This window comes from Acinetobacter portensis (assembly GCF_023158935.1).
Taxonomy (GTDB): domain Bacteria; phylum Pseudomonadota; class Gammaproteobacteria; order Pseudomonadales; family Moraxellaceae; genus Acinetobacter; species Acinetobacter faecalis.
On record NZ_CP096120.1, the window covers coordinates 2,332,983 to 2,356,298 of the forward strand.

Sequence of the window (23,316 nt, forward strand, 5' to 3'; positions counted from 1 at the left end):
TTTCACTTCGTTATTCAGCAAACTTAGCCAAAATAATGTGAAGCAATTTGATAAGTAAGGAACGACATGAAGTATGCCAAACCAAATAAGTAAACGGTCATTACACCCACAGTTTTCCATGAACCTGTTTCACGCTTAACTGTTGCCAATGTTGCCAAGCAGTGTGGTGCGTAAATAAACCAAACAAGTAAAGATAAACCTGTTGCTAAAGACCAACCCAAATCACCGCTACTAATAAGTGCAGATAAACCTTGAGTCATTGCGTCTTCATCTACAACAGATAAAGCGTAAACCGTACCAAGTGCAGCAACTACAACTTCACGCGCAGCCATTGCAGGAATTAAGGCAATACAAATTTGCCAGTTAAAACCAAGCGGTGCGAAAATTGGTTGAATCAAATGCCCTAACATACCTGCAAAAGAGTAGTCGATATCTGGCATTGTTGCGCCATCTGGTGCTTGCGGGAATGTACATAAGAACCAAAGCAAAATAGACAATGCAAAGATGATTCCACCTACACGTTTTAAGAAAATTTTTGCACGGTCTAATAAACCAATCCACACGCTTCTTAAATCTGGAAGACGGTAACTTGGTAATTCCATAAGCAATGTATGTTGAGATTTGTCTTTTTGGAAAAATTTCAGAACAGTTGCAACAACAAGAGCACTCACAATACCTGACATATATAAGCCAAATAAAACAAGACCCTGAAGATTAAACACGCCCCATACTGAATATTCTGGAACAAATGCTGCAATTAAAAGTGCATACACAGGTAAACGCGCTGAACACGTCATCAATGGCGCAACAAAAATAGTTGTTAAACGATCACGTGGATCACTAATACTACGTGTTGCCATAATGCCCGGAATTGCACATGCAAAACTTGAAAGTAATGGAATAAATGCACGACCACTTAAGCCTGCTTTGTACATTAGTTTATCAAGCAAGAATGCTGCACGAGGTAAATAACCCGACTCTTCAAGGACTAAAATAAAGAAGAACAGAATTAAAATTTGTGGCAAGAACACCACAACACCGCCTGCACCAGCAATGACACCATCAACAACCAAGCTATTTAAAAGTGGATGCGAAATAAACCCACCTACAAACTCACCAAGCCAACCAAAGAAGCCTTCAATGCCATCCATGAATGGTTCTGCCCAAGCAAAAACTGCTTGGAAAATCACAAACATCATGACTGCAAGGCTAATTAAGCCAAATACTGGATGAAGGAAAATTTTATCTAGGAAATCAGAACGTTTATCTTCATGGTCAACATAATTCACAACATCCGCTAGAATTTTTTCTGCTTGTTCGTGATGTGAACCTGTTAAGCCATTTAATTCTGTATGTGGCTTTTCGTATTTACCTTGATCTAAAGCATTAAGTAATGCTTCAACACCAGAATTTCGCACAGCAACTGTTTCAACAACAGGTAAACCTAAACGTTCTGAAAGCTTTTGCGTGTTAATTTGCATACCACGACGACGAGCTTCATCCATCATGTTGAGTACGATTAGCATTGGTCGACCCAATTCAATCATTTCTAGTACTAAACCAAGGTGAAGTCTTAAGTTCGTTGCATCAACAACACAAAGGAAAGCATCTTGCTCACCTTCTTCAGCAATTTTTCCTTGTACAACATCACGCGTAATTGCTTCATCAGGACTTGTAGCATTTAAGCTATATGTTCCCGGCAAATCTAGTACGCGAACTGCTTTACCTGAAGGCAAAGTAAATTGACCAACCTTACGTTCAACAGTTACACCCGCATAGTTTGCAACTTTTTGACGTGTTCCTGTTAAATGGTTGAATAATGAAGTCTTACCACAGTTTGGATTCCCTACAAGGGCAATACGTAACGCATCACTCATGTAAGCGCTCCTTCAATTTCAATTTTTTCAGCTTCAACTTTACGTAGGGCAAAACGAGTAAATCCAACTTGAATTAAAATTGGATCTCCGCCAAAAACACCTTTAGTAATTACCTGAACTTTCGTACCAGGAATAAAACCAAGTGTCTCCAAGCGACTTGCTACAAGATCTGGTGAACTTGTATCATTCGTTTCACGATGTACTTGTTGAATGACAGCAGATTGTTTAACTTTCAAATCAGATAGGCGCACGCGTCTAACCCTTTACGTTTTTTGAACAGTATACATTCAAATGAGAATAATTCACAAATCTGATTTGATTATGATTCGCATCTATTTTATACAGCATCGACAGTCCCCCATAATTAAATTACAGTGTGAAAAATCAATAATTTTATCGATTTGAAATACTTAAAAGTTGATTCAAACATGTTAAACAAAAAGCCTCGTATACCCACCGCTGTAAGCATTCCAGAAGAATTTAGTTTTCTACAAGGCTTTAGAGACTACCTAATTGCTCAAACTGTGAGCCCGCATACCCGAAATGCGTATTTATCTGACCTTATTCAAGCGGGAGAGCTACATCAATCTTCCATGCCTAATTGGACGAGTGATGATATTTCCGATGTACTTTTAGATTTAACTAAACAAGGTAAAAGTCCAAGATCTATTGCACGTACGCTTTCTGCATTACGTTCTTTTTTTAAATTTTTAAGAGAACAGAAACTTCGTAGTGATAATCCTGTTGCAACGCATAAGACCCCCAAGCTTGGTCGTGCTTTACCAAAAGATTTATCTGAACAAGATGTTGAAGCTTTAATTCATGCACCTGATACAAATACAGCGCTAGGTTTGCGCGATCGAGCAATGTTCGAGGTTTTATATGCGTGTGGCTTACGTGTTTCTGAACTCATTAATTTACGTTTAGAACTCATTAATTTAAAACAAGGCTATGTACGCATTGTTGGTAAAGGGAATAAAGAACGCCTTGTACCTTTAGGACAAGTTGCATCTGATTGGATTGAACAATATTTAAATATTGCACGCCCTGCGCTTCATAAAAGCTCAACCGATTATTTATTTTTAACGCAACATGGCGGCATTATGAGCCGACAAAATTTTTGGTACGCAATTAAACGCTATGCTTTGCAAGCAGGAATCTCAACAGAGCTTTCGCCACATACGCTTAGACATGCATTCGCAACTCATTTGTTAAACCATGGTGCAGACTTGCGCGTTGTCCAAATGTTATTGGGTCATAGTGATTTATCAACCACACAAATTTACACACATGTCGCGCAAGTGCGTATGCAACAACTGCATGCACAGCACCATCCACGTGCCTAGATACACAACGATTGCATTTATTAGACTAAGAAGTTCTATATAGAGTTCAGAATTTTGATATTCTATTTGCCTATTTTATATCTACAAAGAAGAAAGGGTTACCTATGACTTTTACCCGCTCTAAACTTTTTATCGCATCTGCTCTTGCGACAACTGTTGCTTTAAGTGCTTGTTCAAATGCAAATAACGATGAAAATAAGCAAGCTCCTTTAACTGCGAGTACGCCTGCTACGGGTGAAGCTTCAAATCTTTCTGAAAGAAATGCACAACAACGCTTAATAACAACTTTGGGTGAGCATTTCAAAAAAGTAGGTATTCCTGCCAAAGTTTTAGATGTTAAAGCAACCGAAGTGCCTAATTTATATTGGGTAAGCTTAGAAGGTATGCCTTCTGTATACGCAACGAGCGACGGTAAATATATTATTCAGGGCGATATTGTCCGTTTAGGCGATAAACAACTGCATAACGTAAGTGACAGCCTTCAAGCCGAAGTAAATAAGCAATTACTTTCTCAATTAAATAAAAAAGATTTAATTGTTTATAAAGCTAAAGGCAAAACTAAGCATGTTGTATATGTCTTTACCGATGTAAGTTGCCCTTATTGCCACAAATTACATGAACATATGAACGAAATTAATGCTAAAGGTATTGAAGTTCGTTATATCGCATGGCCTCGTGGCGAACAATTCATGCCAACAATGGAAAGCGTATGGTGTAGTTCAGACCGCCAAGCTGCGTTTAACCGCGCAATTAGAAATGAACAATTAGAACCTGCAACGTGTAAAAATCCTGTTCAAGATCAATATAAATTAGGCTTAAACATGGGCGTAAATGGTACACCTGCAATTTACAATCAAGAAGGTGTTTACCTTGGTGGCTACCTAACTCCAGAAGAGTTAGACACCCGCTTAAATAACTAATTTTTATATATTAAATTACTGCTTTTTATGGGTAAAGATAAAGTTATTTTTACCCTAGAGTATCAGCGTTTTTTTAGCTATGATCTAAGCTCGCTTATAACCGATTAAATTTTGGAGTGTGACGTGAAACCAGTTCGTCTGGCTATACTCGGTCTAGGAACCGTAGGTGGTGGAGCCCTTAAACTATTACAAGAAAACGCTGCTGAAATTAGACGTCGCACCGATCGTGAAATTCAAATTACGCATGTTGGTACTCGTCGTCCACGTCCAGATCTAAACCTTGCAGATTCCGTAAAACAAAGCGCTGATTTAATGGACATTGTTCGTCAGCCCGATGTTGATGTTGTTGTTGAAGTTATGGGTGGAATCCATCCTGCTTACGAACTCATCATGGAAGCAATGAAACACGGTAAGCATGTCGTTACTGCGAACAAAGCTTTGCTTGCTGAACATGGTACTGCCCTGTTTAAAGCTGCCGATGAATATAAAGTACAAATTGCATATGAAGCGGCAGTTGCTGGCGGTATTCCAATTATTAAAGTCATTCGTGAGGGCTTAGCAGCAAACCGTATCGATTGGTTAGCTGGCATTATTAATGGTACGGGTAACTTCATCTTGTCAGAAATGCGCGAGAAAGGACGTACTTTTGACGATGTACTGAAAGAAGCGCAAGAACTTGGCTATGCAGAAGCAGATCCAACTTTTGACGTTGAAGGCATTGATGCTGCACACAAGTTAACGCTACTTGCTTCAATTGCTTTTGGTATTCCTTTACAGTTTGATAAAGTCTTTACTGAAGGCATTAGCAAAATTACAGCACAAGATGTTAAATACGCAGAAGAATTAGGTTTCCGTATTAAACATTTAGGTATTGCTCGTCGTGCTGAAACAGGAATTGAACTTCGTGTTCACCCAACTCTAATTCCTGCTGAAGAATTATTGGCAAACGTAAATGGCGTTAAAAATGCTGTACTTGTGCAGTCAAACGCTGTTGGTCCAACGTTGTATTATGGCGCGGGCGCAGGGGCAGGTCCTACAGCATCAGCTGTTGTAGCAGATATTGTAGATATTGTACGTGACATCATTTACACAGAAGATGGTGCAGGCACAATTCCTCAATTAGCATTTGAAAATCTCACAGACTTGCCTATTTTAAGCCGTGAAGAAATGACGACTGGCTACTACATCCGTATCAATGCCGACGATCAAACTGGTGTACTTGCAGAAGTTACTTCTATTTTAAGTCGTAATGGCATTAGCATTGATGCCATCATGCAACAGTCACGCTTAAAAGACCTCATTCCTATTGTTATCCTGACAGATCCTGTTAAGGAAGCGAAAATGGATGAAGCGTTAAAGCAAATTCAAGCACTTCCAGTGATTCATGGCGAAATTGTACGAATTCGTTTAGAATCGCTTGATAATTAATCGGGTTGGGGGAGTATTTCCCCTCGCCAAGCACTATCCACAATTGGAACATCATCATGTCGAATGCCAATCGTTATACTGGTTTAGTTGACCGCTATCGCGACCGTTTACCAGTGTCTGCAACTACCCCTGCCGTATCACTAGGCGAAGGTAATACCCCACTGATTAAGCTTGCGAATATTCCGCGCATTATTGGCAAAAATGTTGAAATTTATGTGAAGTATGAAGGCTTAAACCCGACTGGTTCATTTAAAGACCGTGGTATGACCATGGCTGTAACAAAAGCTGCTGAAGAAGGCTCTAAAGCAATTATCTGTGCATCTACAGGTAACACTTCAGCTGCGGCGGCTGCCTATGCTGCTCGTGCGGGTATGAAAGCGTTTGTTTTAATCCCTGAAGGCAAAATTGCCATGGGTAAAATGGCGCAAGCGATGATGTATGGTGCAATCACTATGCAAATTCGCGGTAACTTTGACGATGGTATGCGCCTTGTTAAAGAAATTGCAGACAAAGCACCTGTAACAATTGTGAACTCAATCAACCCTTACCGTTTGCAAGGTCAAAAAACCATTGCTTACGAAATTGTTGATGAACTAGGTCGTGCACCTGACTATCACTGCTTACCAGTAGGTAACGCAGGTAACATCACTGCACACTGGATGGGTTATACAGAAGCTGTTGCAAACCAACCTGCTGGTGAGTTTGAACAAGTTGTTTATGATCCTGCAACTGATGCATTCACAGGTCCAAAACCTGCCGGCTTACCAATTATGGCAGGTTACCAAGCTTCTGGTGCTGCTCCATTCTTACGTGGTGCTCCTGTTGAAAACCCTGAAACTGTAGCAACTGCAATTCGTATTGGTAATCCACAAAGTTGGAACCATGCAAAAGCTGTAGTCCGTGATTCAAATGGTTGGTTCGATGAACTTACTGATGCTGAAATTTTAGAAGCACAACGTTTGCTTTCTATGTATGAAGGCGTATTTGTTGAGCCTGCTTCTGCTGCTTCAGTAGGTGGTGCAATCCGTGATATTAAAGCGGGTAAAATCAAAGAAGGTTCAGTGATTGTTTGTACTGTTACAGGTAACGGCCTGAAAGATCCTGATACAGCAATCAAACAATGTTCTGATGCTGTAATGCTTTCAATTGATGCAACTTTAGATCAAGTTCGCGATTCAATTTTATCTAATATGTAATTTATTTTAGATAATTAGATCAAAAAAATCCCTGCAAATGCAGGGATTTTTTTATAGAAAATCTTTAAGTGTTGAGTCAACTCAAAGATCTTCTTAAATTAGAAATTAAATGCTTTTTGGTAATTGGCTTGCCCAGTTCATTAGGCGAATAGCATCGTTATTACGTGCTTGGGTATTGTTTGCACCTAAAATAACAACAACTGCAGGACGATTATTTAACGTGGTATGCATTACAACGCAACGACCAGCTTCGTTAATATATCCAGTCTTAGAAATATTAATATTCCAACCGCCATTACGTACTAAAGAGTTCGTATTGTTTGACTTCAATACACGGTAACCCAAATTAAAATCATAACTTGGTGTTGTAGAGAATTGACGAATCACACTGTATTGAGATGCAGCAGAAACTAAAATACCCAAATCACGTGCAGAAGATACATTACGTGGGTCTAAACCGCTCGATTCAACATAATGAGTCGATGTCATACCCAAACTACGCGCTTTTGCATTCATCGCGGCATAAAATGCATTACGCCCACCTGGATATGTACGCGCTAAAGCAGCCGCAGCAGGATTTTCTGACTTCATTAAAGCAAACAATAAGGCTTCGGCACGATTCATTTTATCGCCAACACGTAAAGTAGAACTAGAGTTCTTACCGCCTGCACCTGCGAAATCAATTTGCTGTAAAGTAATTTGCTCTGACATATTTAAACGAGCATCTGCCGTTACAACAGCTGTCATTAATTTTGTAATAGATGCAATAGGAAGTGATGTATTGGTATTCTTGCCAAATAATACTTCACCCGTTTGTGCATCCATAATTAAAGCAGCACGAGCACTTACAGTAGGCTGATCAGAAAAATTAGAAGTATCTACAATTTGTACTGTTTTAGGTGTAGATTGAGCAGCAGCTCCGCTACGAACAGTTGTAGTTACATTCACCGAGCCTTTAGGTGATGGCTCGTTAAATGATGATGCTGAATTTGCAGAAACATCCCCATTTAACAATAAATTAGCTTCTTCAGATGACCAACTAATATTTGCTTGACCTGAATTCCCAGAAGAATTCATTACTATTTCAGCAAAACCAGTTGAACTCATACAAAGCAGTAATGATGCACCCAAAGCATTCATTAGCAGTTTTTTAGTATTTTTCACGAATATTTACTCAACTTATGGAGGTAATATACATTTGCTTATTACCTCAAATATGCCTTACATTTAACACAAATAATGAGCAATAGACAGCTCATTAGCAATTGCATACATGTTTTCAATTAATATTGATAATAGGATTGCTAATTTTGCCATTTCATTGCAAGCTTATTTTGCGATATGTAACAAAAAAGATGAATAAACTAGAGGGAGATTGCGGGTGATCACAGTTTTAGTAGTAGATGATCATGAATTAGTGCGTACTGGCATTTGTCGGATGCTAGAAGACCATGCTGAAATTGATGTCATTGGCCAAGCTGAATCTGGTGAAGAAGCAATTAATCTTATCCGTCAAAATGCCCCAAATGTTGTTCTGCTTGATGTAAATATGCCTGGTATTGGTGGTGTTGAAACAACACGCCGCTTATTACAGTCATCACCAGACACAAAAGTCATTGCAGTCAGTGGTTTAGCTGAAGAACCGTATCCTTCATTATTATTAAAAGCAGGTGCGAAAGGCTACATTACAAAAGGTGCACCTGTTACAGAAATGGTACGTGCAATTAATAAGGTTATGCAAGGTGGTAAATACTTTAGTGCCGATATTGCGGAACAGTTAGCAAGTTCATATTTATCAGATACTCAGCAGTCTCCTTTCGACAGCTTATCTGAACGTGAAATGCAAGTTGCAATGATGGTTGTAAACTGTATTAGCACTCAAGAGATTGCAGATAAACTCTTTGTAAGCGTAAAAACTGTAAATACTTACCGCTATCGAATTTTTGAAAAACTAAGTATTGATAGTGATGTAAAACTCACACATTTAGCAATGCGTTATGGCTTAATAAAACCTTAAATAACGTCTGAGTAACGTATAGGCTTATGTATTCTAATTACAGTAATTCTGAGCACAACAGATACAGATTGGGGTTATGGTATGGAACATACCGCCTCATCATTGCACTTTGTTTATTCTTCGTTTTCTTTTTGACTTATCAGAACCTACAGCATGACTATGGTCATCCCTTACTGTATTTGTCATCTGTTAGCATTTACATTTTTTTAAGCCTTGCACAATTAGTCTTCTATAAATTTTATTCATTTCATATTGTTCGACAAATCACATTATTTTTCGCTATAGATGTCATACTTTTTAGCGCACTTACATTTGCTTCAGATGGCCCAAGTCTACATATCAGCTTATTATTCGCAATTGCCATCTTTGCCGCATCTTTACTTTTAGAAGCCAAAAAAGCACTATTTATTACACTTGTCGCTGTTATTAGTGTCGTGTATCAGCAGTTTTTAAGTGGGCTTTTTTCTCTAGCCTCTCTAAATAATTTGAGTATTAGCGCACTTCTTGCAATTTTATTTATTGTTGTCTACATTATTGGGCAACTTACGATCCGTCGATTTCAAGTACTTGAAAATTGGAGTTTTACTCAATCTTTAGAGATTAACAAACTACAAAATATTAACCGCTATATTCTCGAACAAATTGAAACCGGCTACTTAGTTTTAGATGAAAATTGTCATATTGCTCTAAGCAACCCCGCGGCTCGTGAATTACTTGGTATTAGTCCACTCTATACCATTGATCCATTTCCACTTTATAAAGCACAACCAGATTTGTTTGAAATTTTAAAATTTGATCAGCTTAAAGATGGCGAAAAATTCGAATTTGAATCGCAACAAAGTAATTCACATATTCACGTAAAGGTTCAAAAATTAATTGTACCTCACCAAACACTAACTCTCTTAGTGCTACAAGATTCAAAACGAATCAATCAACATGCACAGCAACTTAAACTTGCATCTCTAGGGCAACTATCTGCAAGTATTGCCCATGAAATTCGTAATCCTCTTGCAACCATTGTCCAAGCAAATAATCTTCTCGAGGGCAGCGACGATCTTCAACAAAAGCAACTCATAAAAATGGTGAACAAACAGGCTCAACGGATAGATAAAATTATTCATGACACTTTAAGCATGGTCAAAAACAACGAAACACATACTTCAACCATTCATTTAAATACTTTTATACCTGCATTTATTCAAGATAATTTGCTTGATATTGCAGATAAAATTCAAGTGAATATAGAAGCATCTTCATTTATTAATTTTGATGAATCACAAATTCAACAAGTGCTTATTAATCTTATTCGAAATGCAATACGACACAATAATAAAGACAGAAGCCATATAGAATTAAATATTTATAGCCATGAGAGCTATATCAGACTTGATGTAATTGATTTTGGTGAAGGTATTTCGCATGAAAATATTCGCTCGCTATTTCAACCATTTTTTAGTACCGAAATCACAGGAACTGGTTTAGGATTATACTTATCGCATAGTTTTTGTGAGGCAAACCAAGCTAAACTGAGTTATGTAGAAAAACAATGTGGGGCATGCTTTAGAATTGAATGCCCCCGTATAGTAATAAATTAGTTTTGGGGAAATATTTTGGATTCAGCACCACTTATCTTACTTGTTGATGACGAGGAAGATTTATGCACGCTTATGTCTATGACATTATCACGTATGGGCATGCACACACATGTTGCCCATAAAGTTAGTGAAGCAAAAGTATTACTCTCAAAAAATAATTATGATGCTTGCCTTACAGACTTCAATTTACCCGATGGGAATGGCGTAGAGCTTGTTGAGCATATTTCAAAAAACTATCCAAACATCCCAATTGCAGTGCTTACTGCTTATGGAAACATGGATCTTGCAATTTCTGCATTAAAAGCGGGTGCTTTTGATTTTGTAAATAAACCAATTAAGCAACAACACCTACAGCAACTTCTAGATAAAGCCCTAAATAAGCCTCTAGCATCTACCGAAAGTAATAATGAAAATTTACTTGAATATAAGATGCTCATTGGTCAATCGGCACCCATTCAGCAATTACGCTCAACCATTAAAAAAATAGCACGCTCTCAAGCACCTGTCTTTATTACAGGTGAATCTGGCACAGGTAAAGAAGTTGTTGCTAATTTAGTACACCGTTTAAGCAACCGTAATGAAGGACCTTTTATTGCCATTAATTGTGGTGCAATTCCATCAGATCTTATGGAAAGTGAGTTGTTTGGTCATAGAAAAGGAAGTTTTACGGGTGCAACTCAAGACAAGCAAGGTCTTATTCAATCTGCACATGGTGGTAGTTTGTTCTTAGATGAAATTGCAGAACTTCCTCTGAACATGCAAGTGAAACTACTTCGCGCAGTTCAAGAAAAACGCATTCGCCCAGTCGGTTCAGACACAGAAATTGATGTAGATTTTCGTGTTATAAGCGCAAGTCATCAAGACTTAGAAAGCATGGTACATCAAGGACGTTTCCGCCAAGATTTATTCTTTCGTATTCACGTGATGGATTTGGTTTTACCCCCGCTTAGAGAGCGTGGTAATGATATTTTATTATTGGCAGAACACTTCATACAGCGTGTTTCTCAAGAGTGGCGCATTTCGCCCAAATACCTTTCAGATAAAGCAAAAATCTTTTTACTTGAACAATATTATCCGGGAAATGTACGTGAATTAAGAAATATTATTGAACGTGCAATGACCTTAAGTGATGAGCAATCTATCGACCTTAAGCACTTACAAAGCACACCTCTAAAACAGTTTTCAATACAAATTGAAGAAAGCCCTGAAATAGTTGAAACATCGACAAATTCAGCGGGAGGTTCAACTAAATTGCCTGTTGAAGGCTTAGAAGCTTATTTAGAAAAAATTGAAAAAGAAATTCTGCTCAATGCTTTAAATTTAACGCATTGGAATAGAACACTTGCAGCTAAAAAGTTAGGAATGACTTTTCGGTCTTTACGTTATCGCTTGAAAAAATTCGGGCTAGATACTGACGAAGAAGCTTAATTATTTATGCTGAATCAATAATTCTGCAATATATTCTATATACGCCTCTTCTTTCATATCGGGCTGTAATATATATTTTTGATTGGGTTGTATCCCCACACCCTCAATCATTGCGCCTTTAGGCGTGTAGTAATGTGACACTGTCATTTGTAAGGCTGAGCCGTTCGACAGTGCAAATAATTTCTGTACGACACCTTTACCGTAGCTTTTATCTCCCATAACCCATGCACGACCATGGTCTTTTAAAGCTGCGGTAAATACTTCTGCGGCAGATGCTGAGCGATTATTAATTAACACACCCACTTTTAACTTTTGAAATTCAGAACCTGGCAATGCTTGGAATTGCTGATCGCCTTCCGAACGACTTTTTGTAGACACAATAATGCCTTGATTCAGAAATAAATCTGCACTTTCAACCGCAGCAGATAACAAACCACCAGGGTTATTTCTTAAATCAATCAAAACACCTTTCAAACGTGATGATGCATATTGCTCAATAAGGTTCTTAATTTCATTGGCTGTATCTTGCTGAAATACTTGTACTTTAATAACAAGTATTTGGTTATTTAAAAGTTGAGCCTGAACATCTGTTTCTATTTTCTTATTTCTTACAATGGTGATTGGAACACTTTTATCTGTCAGTTGAATATTTAAAGTAGAACCGACTGCACCTGAAAGTAAATTACGTACTTGATCGTGATTTAATTTTTTTAATTCTTGATCATCAATTTTAAAAACAATGACCCCATTTTTAAGCCCGAGTTTTGCAGAATCTGCATCGGGTTTCAGACCATGAATCACCCATTGATGTAATTGTGGATCGAAGACTAAATCAAAATCGACAGAAGCAAACTCACCTTCCGTATATTGTAAAAGTTGTTTGTAATCTTCAGGAGACAAATAACGCGAATAATGATCTAAACCTGACACTAAACCTTTAATGGCCTGTTGGAATAAATCTTCATCATTTTTTTCGGCAACATAATTATCTTTAACAATGCCGTATATTTGGACAAAGCTTTGAATTGCCTCTACAGGCACTTCCGCATATGACTGTTCGTCATCTAAAGTTAAAACATCAGGCTGCTTGAGCGTTGGTTTAGCCCAAGCAGTAGAAAGGCTCAAACACATGAAGCATGTTGTTATTATAGCAACAAGAGTGCGTTGAACCATTCATTCACCTTTATTTATTGTTTATGGCAATGTAATTAAATTACGACCTTGCATTTCTTTAGGTACTGGAATTTGCATTAAGTTTAATAATGTTGGCGCAACGTCAGCTAACACACCACCTTCCGCGATTGTAGCTTGCGTAGGACCAACATAAATAAATGGCACAAGTTCCGTTGTATGTTGAGTATGAACCTGACCACTTACGTAATCTTGCATTTGCTCAACATTACCATGATCTGCTGTCACAATCATATGACCTTTTTGTGCCATAACTGCTTCATACACTCGACCTAAACATGTATCTACAGCTTCTACGGCTTTAACAGCAGCATCAAATTTACCTGTATGCCCTACCATATCACCATTTGCATAGTTCACGACCAATAAGTCAAACTCACCAGAATTAATTGCAGCAACCAATTCATCAGTTACTTCATATGCACTCATTTCAGGTTTTAAATCATATGTTGCAACATTTGGAGATGGAATAAGAATACGTTTTTCACCAACATATTCATCTTCACGACCACCACTGAAGAAGAATGTTACATGTGCATATTTTTCAGTTTCAGCAATACGTAATTGTGTTTTGCCTAAATCAGATAAGTATTCACCAATTGAATTTTTTAACGCTTCAGGCATATATGCCACAGGCGCATCAATTGTTGCTTGGTAACGTGTAAGCATGACAAATTTAGATAAATTTGGAACAACTTTACGTTCAAAACCTGCAAAATCTTTTTCTACAAATGCTTTCGTAATTTCACGTGCACGGTCAGCACGGAAATTCATAAATACGACGCTATCACCGTCTTGAATTTTAGCAATTTCGCCAATGCGCGTTGCTTTTACAAATTCATCTGTTTCTTCCGCAGCATACGCAAGCTCTAAACCTTCAACAGCAGTTGCAACTGTACGCGCTGCTTCACCTTCTGTAAGTAAACGATATGCTTGCTCAACACGATCCCAACGATTGTCACGATCCATTGCAAAGTAACGACCAATCATCGTCACAATACGACCTTGACCTGGATACTGAGCAAAAACAGCATCTAACTTTTCAAGCGATGGTTGAGCACTTTTTGGTGGTGTATCACGACCATCTAAGAATGCGTGTAAATAAACTTTTGCACCACGTTTTAATGCAAGTTCAACCATTGCAACAATATGATCTTCATGTGAATGTACGCCACCTTCAGACAACAAACCTAAAATGTGGACTGCACCATTTGTCGCTTTTGCTTTTTCTACAGCATCAACAAGTACTTCATGTTCGAAGAAATCACCTGTACGAATATCTTTTGTAATACGAGTAAAGTCTTGGTACAAAACACGTCCTGCACCTAAGTTCATGTGACCAACTTCTGAGTTACCCATTTGTCCATCTGGAAGACCAACATCTTCACCTGAACCAGAAATTAAACCATGCGGATGCTTTTCCTGCATTGCAGTCAAATTTGGGCGTTTTGCTGCTAAAAAAGCATTATCTTCAACCTCTACGCGGTGCCCCACACCATCCATAATGACTAAAACGTGAGGAATTTTGCCAGCAGTTGCAACCGTCATGATATACACTCTTTTCTGTTTACAAATTAATCGATATATTTTACCGAAATTTCGATAAAGACTCTATGTCCTATCGATGGTTTAAGCCACTGATGAACATTGTTTTATTCAATTCAAAGCATTTTTAACGTGCGCGGTGAAGTAAATAACCACCTATCGCAAAAATGAAAAGAATTGGTAAAAATACAAACCATGCTGGAGATGGCGAATACACCAAACTTGCATATCCTAAAAAGTCTTGCAGATAGTAAAAACCTAATCCTGTAAATAAGGCGATAACTAAACGAAAACCCATAGATTGTTGGCGTAATGGACCAAAAATAAATGAACACGCAATAACAACCAAAGCAATCAATGCAAATGGAGATGCGAGTTTCTGCCAGAAAGCAAGCTGATAAGTTTTAGGTACTTGGCTATATTCATGCATATAGCTTGTGAAACTAATGAGCTGACTTGGAGATAATTTATCAGGATCAATCGTTACCATATGCACATATTTTGGCTGTAAAGCCATTGCAAGTGGTTGTTTGTCCGATTGCTCCAACACCGCATTACCATTTGGTAATACATCCGTTCTATTTACATTTTCTAATGTCCAAGCGCCATCTTTCACAAAATTACCTTGCTCGGCAGTCGTAACGCCTCGCATATTGTAATTAGAATCTAAATCAAGAACTTGAATGTTTTTTAGCTGACCAGATGAGTTTGCATAATCAATATAAATAAAACGCTGACCTTCACGTGTCCAATATCCACGTACTGAACCTAAATCCGCAACTTGATGATGCTTCTTCGCGCTTTCTGCTTGTTCATTCGTATATGGTGTAACCCATTCACTTAGTGCAAAAGACAACGCCACCAAAATTAAAGCCGAACGAACCACCCAACCTACAATACTCCACAAGCTAATGCCTGCAGCGCGCATAATGATTAGTTCACTATTTGAAGCCAATGCCCCCAAACCAAGTACAGCACCAATTAATGCAGAAATAGGAAGAATTTCATATAAATATGTTGGAGCACCCCAAAGAACATATTTCAATGCATCTAAAGCACCATAACCTTCTTTTAATGAACCCAATTCACCTAAGTAGGTGAAAAGAACCTGTAAACCAGCCAAAACGAGTGTTGTTCCTAGCATTGCTAGAGCAGTTGTTTTGGTCACATGTTTTGCAACAATACGGCGTGCTAACATTTTTAAGACCCCACTCGTTGAATTTGTTTCTTAATTTTTGGTGCAAGGCTTGGCTTTCGTAAAAACAGTATTGCAACACCTGAATAAATGAATAACGCTACAGGGTACGCCCATGCACCTAATTCTTCTTTACTAATACGAGTTTTAATTGCCATTAAGACCACAATTAAACTGGCAAAAATTAATAATGCAGGGAATAATTTTAAATAACGACCTTGACGTGGACTAACTTCAGAAAGTGCAAGTGAAAGAATAAGTGCAACAACCATCGCAAATGGAACATATACACGCCACCATAACTCGCTAGAAACCACAGCATCATCTCTATTTTGCCAAAGCTTAGATGTTGGTAAAGCTTCAACTTCCGTACTCTCAAACTTCGCTTCTTTATTATTTTCTAAACGTAAACGATAAGACTGAAATTCAATATGCGTATATTTAGGGCTATTTGCAAAAATCTCGTAACGGCGACCTTCAGTTAAATCGACCACATTGGCACTGTCATTTGGCATTTCAATTCGAGTTGCTTCTTTTGCCAAAATCACCACATCTGGTTGCCCTTCTCTATCTGCTTTTTGATAGAAAAAAATATCTTTTAGATTTTTACGATCTTCGGACAAATCACTCGCATAAATAGTATATGCACCTGAAGATACAAATTCTTTAGGTCGAACCAAGTCAAAACCTGTTCTTACGGCTTGAGCAGATGTTAACTCCTCAAACTGACGTAATCCCCATGGTGCAGCCCATAACATTAAAAATGATTGAACAGCTAAAAACACAACCGTCATAGGAACAAGTAAGCGACCTAATTTATTACGGCTAATACCACTGCTGTTAAATACAGCCATTTCATGGTCGACATATAAACGACCAAAAACTAGCATTAATGCAATGAAAAAGCCTAAAGGAAGAATTAGCGTTAAAAATTCAGGTAAGCGATAACCAATGATGCTAAATAAAATACTAGCGTCTAAACGACCTTGTGCCGCAACGCCAAAATATTTGATCAAACGACCACCCATCATGATCAAGGTCAATAAGGAGACCACCACCAATGATGTCGATACAACTTGCTTGACCAGATAACGTCGAATAATCAAATTAATTCTTCCAAAAAAACTGGGTAAAAAAACCAACACTAGTTTACCCTAATGTTGAAAATATAGAACTATACTCATGTTGCACATTGAAACGCTATTCATCAAAATGCTTCAATAGAACTAAACCTTACAAAGGCATGAAAATCGCATATGAAACTCAGTATTAATCAGTCATTCCAAGAGAATGCATCGAACCAATCTTTGTTGATATTAGTTGATTCCGAACAAGTTCAACATGCTACTAACACATATCAAATCAATAACTTAAATACCATTATTGAATCAACACAATTTAAAGCAACACTTGCTGAAACTTTACCTTTAATTGGTCAGGTTTCTCATTGTACTCACAGCGTATTTGTTGGTATTGGTAAAGCAACTGAGCTTAAAGCTGCAAAATTATCAAAAATTGCTCAAACAATTATCAAGTCTTCACAAAAAAAATTCAAACAGATTAGTGTTGATATTTCTGCACTTCCTCAAGAATTACATTATTTATTCGCTTTGAGCCTCACTCAAGCGGCTTATTCTTTTGATGAGTACAAGTCTAAAAAGAATGAATTTATTCTTGAACAAGTGAATTTAATTGCAACAAATAGCCCACTTAATCAGCAACAATTAAACCTGATTGAAGCAATTCAATCTGGACAAAATTTTGCACGCGATTTGGGTAACCGTCCGGGCAATATTTGTTTCCCAGAATATTTAGCCGACCAAGCACAAGCTTTAGCGGCAGAATACCCGAATTTACTTAAAGTCACTGTATTAGATGAGCAACAAATGGCTGATCTAGGCATGGGTGCTTTCCTTGCTGTAAGTAAAGGCTCAGATCGTCCTGGTCGTATCATTACGCTTGAATATCAAGGTAATCGTGAAGAAGCACCTGTTGTACTTGTCGGTAAAGGTGTGACATTCGATACAGGTGGTATTTCACTTAAACCAGGCTTAGGCATGGATGAAATGAAATATGACATGTGCGGTTCTGCATCTGTATTAGGAACAATTCGCGCATTATGTGAATCTGAACTACCAATTCATGTTGTTGGCGCAATTGCTGCGGCTGAAAACATGCCTTCAGGTCATGCAACTCGTCCGGGTGACATCGTAACAACAATGAGCGGTCAAACTGTTGAAATTTTAAATACAGATGCCGAAGGTCGTTTAGTTCTTTGCGATACGCTAACCTATGTAAAACGCTTTAATCCTGCACTTGTTATTGATATTGCAACATTAACAGGCGCTTGCGTAGTTGCTTTAGGCTCTGTATTAACAGGTCTATTTACTCCAGATGATGAACTTGCAGCTGAATTAAATGCCGCAGGTCAAAATTCATTTGACCGTGTATGGCGCATGCCAGTTCTTGAAGACTACCAAGAACAACTCGATTCTCCATTTGCAGATATTGCCAACATTGGTGGTCCTAAAGCAGGTTCTGTAACAGCTGCTTGTTTCTTAGAGCGCTTTACACGTGACTATCGTTGGGCGCATTTAGACGTTGCAGGCACAGCTTGGACTTCTGGTTCAAATAAAGGCGCTACAGGTCGTCCTGTTCCGCTATTAATGCAATTCTTGGCAAATCGCGTTCAATCGAATGGCTAAAATAAGCTTTTATCTATTTGAAAAAAGTCCTGAACGGCAAGTAGAAAGTACTTGCCGTTTATGTCGTAAGATTTTAAAAAAATCTGAGAAAATTTGGTTGCTGTGTGAAAACTTAGAGTTACAACAGCAACTTGATGACCGCTTATGGAGTTTTGATGCGACTAGCTTTATTGCGCATGGAATAGATGATGCCAATGCACCTATTTGCATTTCAGCAAAGCTTCCTGAACAATCAGATTGGATCATTTTTAATTTTAATGACCAAGCACTTGAACAATTTGAGAAATTTAGTCACATTATTGAGATTATTGAAAATAATGAAGTGGCGAAACAACTCGGTCGTGAAAAGTTTAAACAGTATCGCCGTTTTGGAATAGAACCAAAAACTTATAAACTCTAAGCTATAAAATAAAGGAGAAAGATGGTGGCATTAAATGTCGGACAAGATTTTAAACAGCGTTGGTTAGAAGCACCCGAAGCTGTGCGTCAAGCATATCTTGATGACCTCCATCGTATCTTCGATATTCTAAAACCTGAAGTTCAATTACAAGCTTGGATTGAACGAGACAAGCAAGAACAGCAAAAGTCTTTGCAAAAAATTGATGTCGCTTATGCAGAATTAAAAGCACAATTAATTGAAGAAGCGCGTATTCGCCATCAACAAGCTTTAGAAAAAAAGCTAGAAGATAAACGTGCTGAAGAAGCCGCTTTTGCCAAACAACTTCAACTGGATGAAGAGCGAAAATTTGCTGAACAAGCGAAAGAACTTCAAATTATTCGTCAAGATTTAGTTCAAGAAACGCAAAGCTACACCAATCGCTATGAAAAAAACCCTAAGAATATTGCAGATAATTTATCTGTAAAAGATAGTGAAATGTTATCTGAACTTGATAGCGTTCGTATTCGCTTGGAATTAGAAGCAGAAAGTTTAATTGAACAAGCAGTTACTGTATTTCGAGCGAAATTACATGCAGCAACTCAAGAAGAAATTGAATATATTTTGAAAAGTTCGAAATTTTCAGATCAATAATTTAATTTTATATCTATCAAAGATCTAAAGTACTTCAAATAAGGTACTTTAGATCTTAGCTTTATAATTTTTATAATTAAAATAAATCTACAACCGCATGTAGCGTATGACCTAAGCCATAGCCAATACCAAGCAATGCACCAATCCAAAGCATACCACCAATAATATTGTATGCAGTAAATGATCCAAAATTCATATGTGTAGCACCCGCTGCAAATGGTGCAAACGAACGAACAAATGGAACAAAGCGTGCAACTAAAATCGTTTTTCCGCCGTGCTTGGTAAAATAATGATTCGTTTTAACTAAATATTCAGGTTTAAAGTAACGTGTATGTTTGTTGAAATACTTAATACCTAAAATGCTACCTGTATAATAATTTACGGTATAGCCCAAAGTACTTGCAGTAAATAGCGTAATCGCCATGTAATGTAAATGAATCACGTCTGTTGTTGAACATAGCGCACCTATTGCTAGAAGCAAGCTATCTCCAGGCAGGAAAAACATGAATACCGAACCTGTTTCTGCAAAAATTACCAAAAATAAAATTGCATAAATCCATACGCCATAGTTTTCTAACAATACTGGCAACCACTGTTCAAGGTTCAGTAAAAAATCAAACATCTACACCTTTCCCAAATTTACACTTCTTCTATTTAAACACTAAAATGCACTAAAAAATAAAAAAACAGTCTAATTTTTCAACTAGACTGCTTATTTTTCACTCTAATAGCTTATTTTAAAAAGCCATTTTCAGCAAGGAAGTCCATACTAATTTTTGATTGTTGTTTTGTTTCAGCAGCTTTATTACCTAGTAATAAACGCTCTATATAACGTGCTAAAACATCAACCTCTAAATTTACTTTAGCACCTACTTGCCAAGTACCGATATTGGTTCTTTCCGCTGTATGTGGAATTAAATTAAGGCTAATCACATTTCCACGCAAATAATTGATCGTTAAACTAATACCATCAACAGTAACCGAGCCTTTTTCTGCCAAATAACGTGCAATTTCTACAGGCGCAGTCACTTCATAATAAATTGAACGAGCATCTGCTTTAACAACTGTAATTTCGCCAACAGCATCTACATGTCCACTTACAATATGCCCACCAAATCGTGTAGTTGGAAGCATCGCTTTTTCAACATTTACACGTTGACCAACCTTCCATTGACCTAAAGTTGTACGATTTAAGCTTTCTCGAGAAACATCAGCTGCATACCAATGATCCCCCCAGTCCGTAACTGTAAGGCAAATACCATTGGTCGCAATTGAATCACCCAAATGCACATCTGACATATCGAGGTCTGTTTGAATGCGTAAACGAACATCTCCGCCTACACTTTGCAAACTTTCAACTTTTCCAACGCTTTCAATAATGCCTGTAAACATAGGTTTTCTCAAATATTGTAGACTTTTACCATAATGCCAATTGCGTGCTAACACCTGTCGTGTCTACACCGCCTAGTTCTGCAAAATGATGTAATTGACCAAGCAACTGACGAATTGGTGGTCCAGATTTACCATGCGTATCGGTAATCACAATAAACTCTAGCACGCGCGCTCTTTCTGACTGACGCTGTTTACTCACGCGATAGCGCGGCACATCTTGCGTTAAAAGTGTTACACGTCCACGTTTTAAGTTGGCTTGTAATAAATCTGTCGCGCTAATATTACCATCGGTAGAGTAGCTCGTCAGAATATATCGTGCATTGATCGTTGCCAATAAATTTTCATAAGCTTCTTGAGCATGTTTAGAAGAGTTATATGGACTTGGTCTTTCTTTACGCCAAGCGCGGTCAATACCACTCTTAAAACCCTTAGTATCTGGGGTTGGTAAATTGTTTTGATCCCAAAGCGTTAATGCATTTAAAACATGGTAGTTACTGCTATACGCATGTTGATTATAAGGTGGATCTAAATAAGCAACATCTACTTCAAAGCCACTCATTTGGTTTGCTAAGTGTTGAGCATCTACACACCACACTTCAGCCGCAGGTTTTTTTCCATCTGCATGTGGATCTATATTTTCACAAAAACGACTTGGCGTTAACCAAAGTAAAGATTCAATACGCTCTAATGCCGTTTGCGTTTTACCGCCCCATCCATGATGAAAGCTTTTAAATACGCCAGATGTATTACTCACAAAACTTGCTGAATATAATAATGGAGCAAGTAAAGCAGACATCTCTACATCATTAATTGCACCTTGTGCTTGCCATACTGCAATTTGCTGACGAATCGCATCAATACGCATACCATTACGACGTTTAAAGAATAGACGATCTTTTGCAGGGTCATAAACTTCATCATCTCTTGGACAAAGATTATGCGTGACCCAACCTTTTACCCCAGGTAAACGGTTTAGATAATCAATCGCTTTTTGATATCCACCAAGTTCTTTAAATTCAGGCGCTTCTGTACAAGATAAAATTGCACTATTTAAAGCATGGCTATACGGTTCCCAATCATTGGCAATAACGCGATAACCATTTTGACGTGCCAAGCGTGAAACCACACCTGAACCTGCAAAAAAATCTGCAAAAATAGGCGAGCGACCATCTTTTCGATTTAAAGTTCCCGTACTCTCAAGCGCTTCTAAAATCAGATGTAATAAACGACGTTTGTTTCCTAAATAAGGAACCAATTGATGGAAAAGGTATTCATCGGTAGTACGCGCCGCATGACGACGCTTGTGGTAAACCGTAGACTCTGGATTCATACTGTCTCTTGAGAAGAAGGAATGAGTTTTAAACAAACATCATTCCCTACTTGGGTAACATCTATAAGCTTAAAACGAAGTTGCTCTGCCATAAGGCTAAATTCCGCGTTAAACATTGCACGAGCGGTTTGCCCTAAAAAAGTGGGCGCAACATAACTAATTAATTCATCTACTAATTGCTCTTTTAAAAATGCAGTTGATAGCGTTGCCCCTGCCTCAACCAATACATCATAAATTTGATATTGCTGTGCTAGAGTTTGTAATAGTTCTTTTAAAGGCTGAGTTTGTAATTGAATCACACCTAAATCTTCAAGTTCTTTACGATATGGCCCCATCACCATTACAGTTTCAGACTGCTCTAAAATTTTAGCTGTTAATGGCAAACGCCCTTGTCTATCTAAAACTATACGTAAAGGCTGAACAACTGTAGATAGATCTTCTACACCATTCAGTTGTCTTACATTAAGCTGACAATCATCGGCTAAAACAGTTTCAATACCTGTAATCACAGCACCTGAAATTGCACGCCAATGTTGAACATCTTGTCGAGCTTCACGCCCAGTAATCCATTTAGACTCACCTGAAGCCATTGCAGTGCGACCATCTAAACTTGATGCAACTTTTAACCGCACATATGGCATGCCTGTTGCCATTGTTTTTAAGAAACCTAAATTAAGTTGATGCGCTTCTGCTTCACAAACGCCCACTTCAACATCAATACCTGCATCTTTTAAAATTTGTACGCCTTTACCTGCCACCAAAGGATTTGGATCTGGGCAAGCAACAACAACTTTTGCCACACCTGCCTCAACCAAACCTTTTGCACAAGGAGGCGTTCTACCATAGTGCGCACAAGGCTCTAGAGTGACATAAGCTGTTGCACCTTTCGCATGTTCGCCAGCTTCTCGCATTGCAAACACTTCTGCATGGGGCTGACCCGCTTTAGGATGAAAACCCTCACCCACCAATTGACCATTTTTAACAATGACACAGCCAACGTTTGGATTAGGCTTTGTTGAATATTGCCCAAGTTTTGCAAGCGTGATGGCACGTTGCATCCACACCTGATCTTGGTGTTTTGGATTTTGAATGAACTCAGACATGGTGTACAAATCTCTAAA

Annotated in this window: 21 protein-coding genes; 10 read left to right on the plus strand and 11 right to left on the minus strand. The window is 38.1% G+C overall.

Translation table 11 applies throughout. The annotated features are described in order from the left end of the window. Nucleotides 1-23 precede the first annotated feature (23 nt). Nucleotides 24-1,877: a ferrous iron transporter B gene (feoB, locus tag MZO21_RS11615; RefSeq protein WP_248102336.1), complete on the minus strand. Its 1,854-nt coding sequence runs from the start codon at nt 1,875-1,877 to the stop codon at nt 24-26. After that, nucleotides 1,874-2,128 carry a FeoA family protein gene (locus MZO21_RS11620; RefSeq protein ID WP_171501189.1) on the minus strand — a complete coding sequence of 85 codons (255 nt, stop codon included), beginning with the start codon at nt 2,126-2,128 and terminating at the stop codon, nt 1,874-1,876. The genes feoB and MZO21_RS11620 overlap by 4 nt, the downstream gene beginning before the upstream one ends. 177 nt (nt 2,129-2,305) lie before the next feature. Between MZO21_RS11620 and xerD the strand changes: the two genes are divergently transcribed. The 4 genes from xerD to thrC all read left to right on the plus strand — a co-directional run bounded on the left by xerD (nt 2,306) and on the right by thrC (nt 6,767). After that, complete coding sequence (xerD, locus tag MZO21_RS11625) at nt 2,306-3,223, plus strand: site-specific tyrosine recombinase XerD (RefSeq protein WP_154771942.1); 918 nt, start codon at nt 2,306-2,308, stop codon at nt 3,221-3,223. Between the two features lie 104 nt (nt 3,224-3,327). Next, on the plus strand, nt 3,328-4,143 hold the full coding sequence (locus MZO21_RS11630) for a DsbC family protein (protein WP_154771941.1): 816 nt from the start codon (nt 3,328-3,330) through the stop codon (nt 4,141-4,143). Nucleotides 4,144-4,266: 123 nt separating this feature from the next. Beyond that, nucleotides 4,267-5,571 (plus strand): homoserine dehydrogenase, encoded by a 1,305-nt coding sequence (locus MZO21_RS11635; protein ID WP_171501188.1) that lies wholly within the window; start codon nt 4,267-4,269, stop codon nt 5,569-5,571. A gap of 56 nt (nt 5,572-5,627) precedes the next feature. Continuing rightward, complete coding sequence (gene thrC, locus MZO21_RS11640; RefSeq protein ID WP_154771939.1) at nt 5,628-6,767, plus strand: threonine synthase; 1,140 nt, start codon at nt 5,628-5,630, stop codon at nt 6,765-6,767. Nucleotides 6,768-6,872: 105 nt separating this feature from the next. On the opposite strand, the gene MZO21_RS11645 is transcribed toward thrC, so the two are convergent. Further along, on the minus strand, nt 6,873-7,931 hold the full coding sequence (locus MZO21_RS11645) for a serine hydrolase (RefSeq protein ID WP_171501187.1): 1,059 nt from the start codon (nt 7,929-7,931) through the stop codon (nt 6,873-6,875). Between the two features lie 217 nt (nt 7,932-8,148). Here MZO21_RS11645 and gacA point away from each other — a divergent pair, with 217 nt between their 5' ends. From gacA to MZO21_RS11660, 3 genes are all read left to right on the plus strand, one after another. After that, nucleotides 8,149-8,784 (plus strand): response regulator transcription factor GacA, encoded by a 636-nt coding sequence (gacA, locus tag MZO21_RS11650; protein ID WP_171501186.1) that lies wholly within the window; start codon nt 8,149-8,151, stop codon nt 8,782-8,784. A 26-nt stretch (nt 8,785-8,810) separates the two neighbouring features. After that, nucleotides 8,811-10,379, plus strand: coding sequence for a two-component system sensor histidine kinase NtrB (locus MZO21_RS11655; protein ID WP_248102334.1), 1,569 nt, complete (start codon nt 8,811-8,813; stop codon nt 10,377-10,379). Between the two features lie 72 nt (nt 10,380-10,451). Then, entirely contained in the window at nt 10,452-11,807 is a 1,356-nt protein-coding gene (locus MZO21_RS11660) for a sigma-54-dependent transcriptional regulator (protein ID WP_248102339.1), read from the plus strand. Here MZO21_RS11660 and MZO21_RS11665 read toward each other — a convergent pair whose 3' ends face one another. The 4 genes from MZO21_RS11665 to lptF form a co-directional block, all read right to left on the minus strand. Beyond that, on the minus strand, nt 11,808-12,980 hold the full coding sequence (locus MZO21_RS11665; protein WP_248102331.1) for a S41 family peptidase: 1,173 nt from the start codon (nt 12,978-12,980) through the stop codon (nt 11,808-11,810). 21 nt (nt 12,981-13,001) lie between these two features. Beyond that, a complete protein-coding gene (gene gpmI / locus MZO21_RS11670; protein ID WP_154771934.1) occupies nt 13,002-14,546 on the minus strand; it encodes a 2,3-bisphosphoglycerate-independent phosphoglycerate mutase in 1,545 nt (514 codons plus the stop codon). Between the two features lie 124 nt (nt 14,547-14,670). Further along, the gene (gene lptG, locus MZO21_RS11675; protein ID WP_248102328.1) at nt 14,671-15,741 is read right to left on the minus strand and encodes an LPS export ABC transporter permease LptG; all 1,071 of its coding nucleotides are present in this window, start codon (nt 15,739-15,741) and stop codon (nt 14,671-14,673) included. A gap of 2 nt (nt 15,742-15,743) precedes the next feature. Further along, nucleotides 15,744-16,844: an LPS export ABC transporter permease LptF gene (lptF, locus tag MZO21_RS11680; RefSeq protein ID WP_248102325.1), complete on the minus strand. Its 1,101-nt coding sequence runs from the start codon at nt 16,842-16,844 to the stop codon at nt 15,744-15,746. A gap of 150 nt (nt 16,845-16,994) precedes the next feature. Between lptF and MZO21_RS11685 the strand changes: the two genes are divergently transcribed. From MZO21_RS11685 to blhA, 3 genes are read left to right on the plus strand one after another with little or no spacing between them, the layout of a single operon-like run. Beyond that, nucleotides 16,995-18,443 carry a leucyl aminopeptidase gene (locus tag MZO21_RS11685; protein ID WP_248102324.1) on the plus strand — a complete coding sequence of 483 codons (1,449 nt, stop codon included), beginning with the start codon at nt 16,995-16,997 and terminating at the stop codon, nt 18,441-18,443. Next, nucleotides 18,436-18,843, plus strand: coding sequence for a DNA polymerase III subunit chi (locus MZO21_RS11690; RefSeq protein WP_248102321.1), 408 nt, complete (start codon nt 18,436-18,438; stop codon nt 18,841-18,843). Before MZO21_RS11685 ends, MZO21_RS11690 begins: the two co-directional genes overlap by 8 nt. Nucleotides 18,844-18,864: 21 nt before the next feature. Then, complete coding sequence (gene blhA, locus MZO21_RS11695) at nt 18,865-19,473, plus strand: cell division protein BlhA (RefSeq protein WP_248102318.1); 609 nt, start codon at nt 18,865-18,867, stop codon at nt 19,471-19,473. A 76-nt stretch (nt 19,474-19,549) separates the two neighbouring features. On the opposite strand, the gene MZO21_RS11700 is transcribed toward blhA, so the two are convergent. The 4 genes from MZO21_RS11700 to ribD form a co-directional block, all read right to left on the minus strand. After that, nucleotides 19,550-20,095, minus strand: coding sequence for a VTT domain-containing protein (locus MZO21_RS11700; RefSeq protein ID WP_154771928.1), 546 nt, complete (start codon nt 20,093-20,095; stop codon nt 19,550-19,552). Nucleotides 20,096-20,205: 110 nt separating this feature from the next. Continuing rightward, complete coding sequence (locus MZO21_RS11705) at nt 20,206-20,865, minus strand: riboflavin synthase (protein ID WP_154771927.1); 660 nt, start codon at nt 20,863-20,865, stop codon at nt 20,206-20,208. A gap of 25 nt (nt 20,866-20,890) precedes the next feature. Continuing rightward, nucleotides 20,891-22,195 carry a DNA adenine methylase gene (locus MZO21_RS11710; protein WP_154771926.1) on the minus strand — a complete coding sequence of 435 codons (1,305 nt, stop codon included), beginning with the start codon at nt 22,193-22,195 and terminating at the stop codon, nt 20,891-20,893. Beyond that, complete coding sequence (gene ribD, locus MZO21_RS11715) at nt 22,192-23,298, minus strand: bifunctional diaminohydroxyphosphoribosylaminopyrimidine deaminase/5-amino-6-(5-phosphoribosylamino)uracil reductase RibD (RefSeq protein ID WP_154771925.1); 1,107 nt, start codon at nt 23,296-23,298, stop codon at nt 22,192-22,194. The genes MZO21_RS11710 and ribD overlap by 4 nt, the downstream gene beginning before the upstream one ends. Nucleotides 23,299-23,316 lie beyond the last annotated feature (18 nt).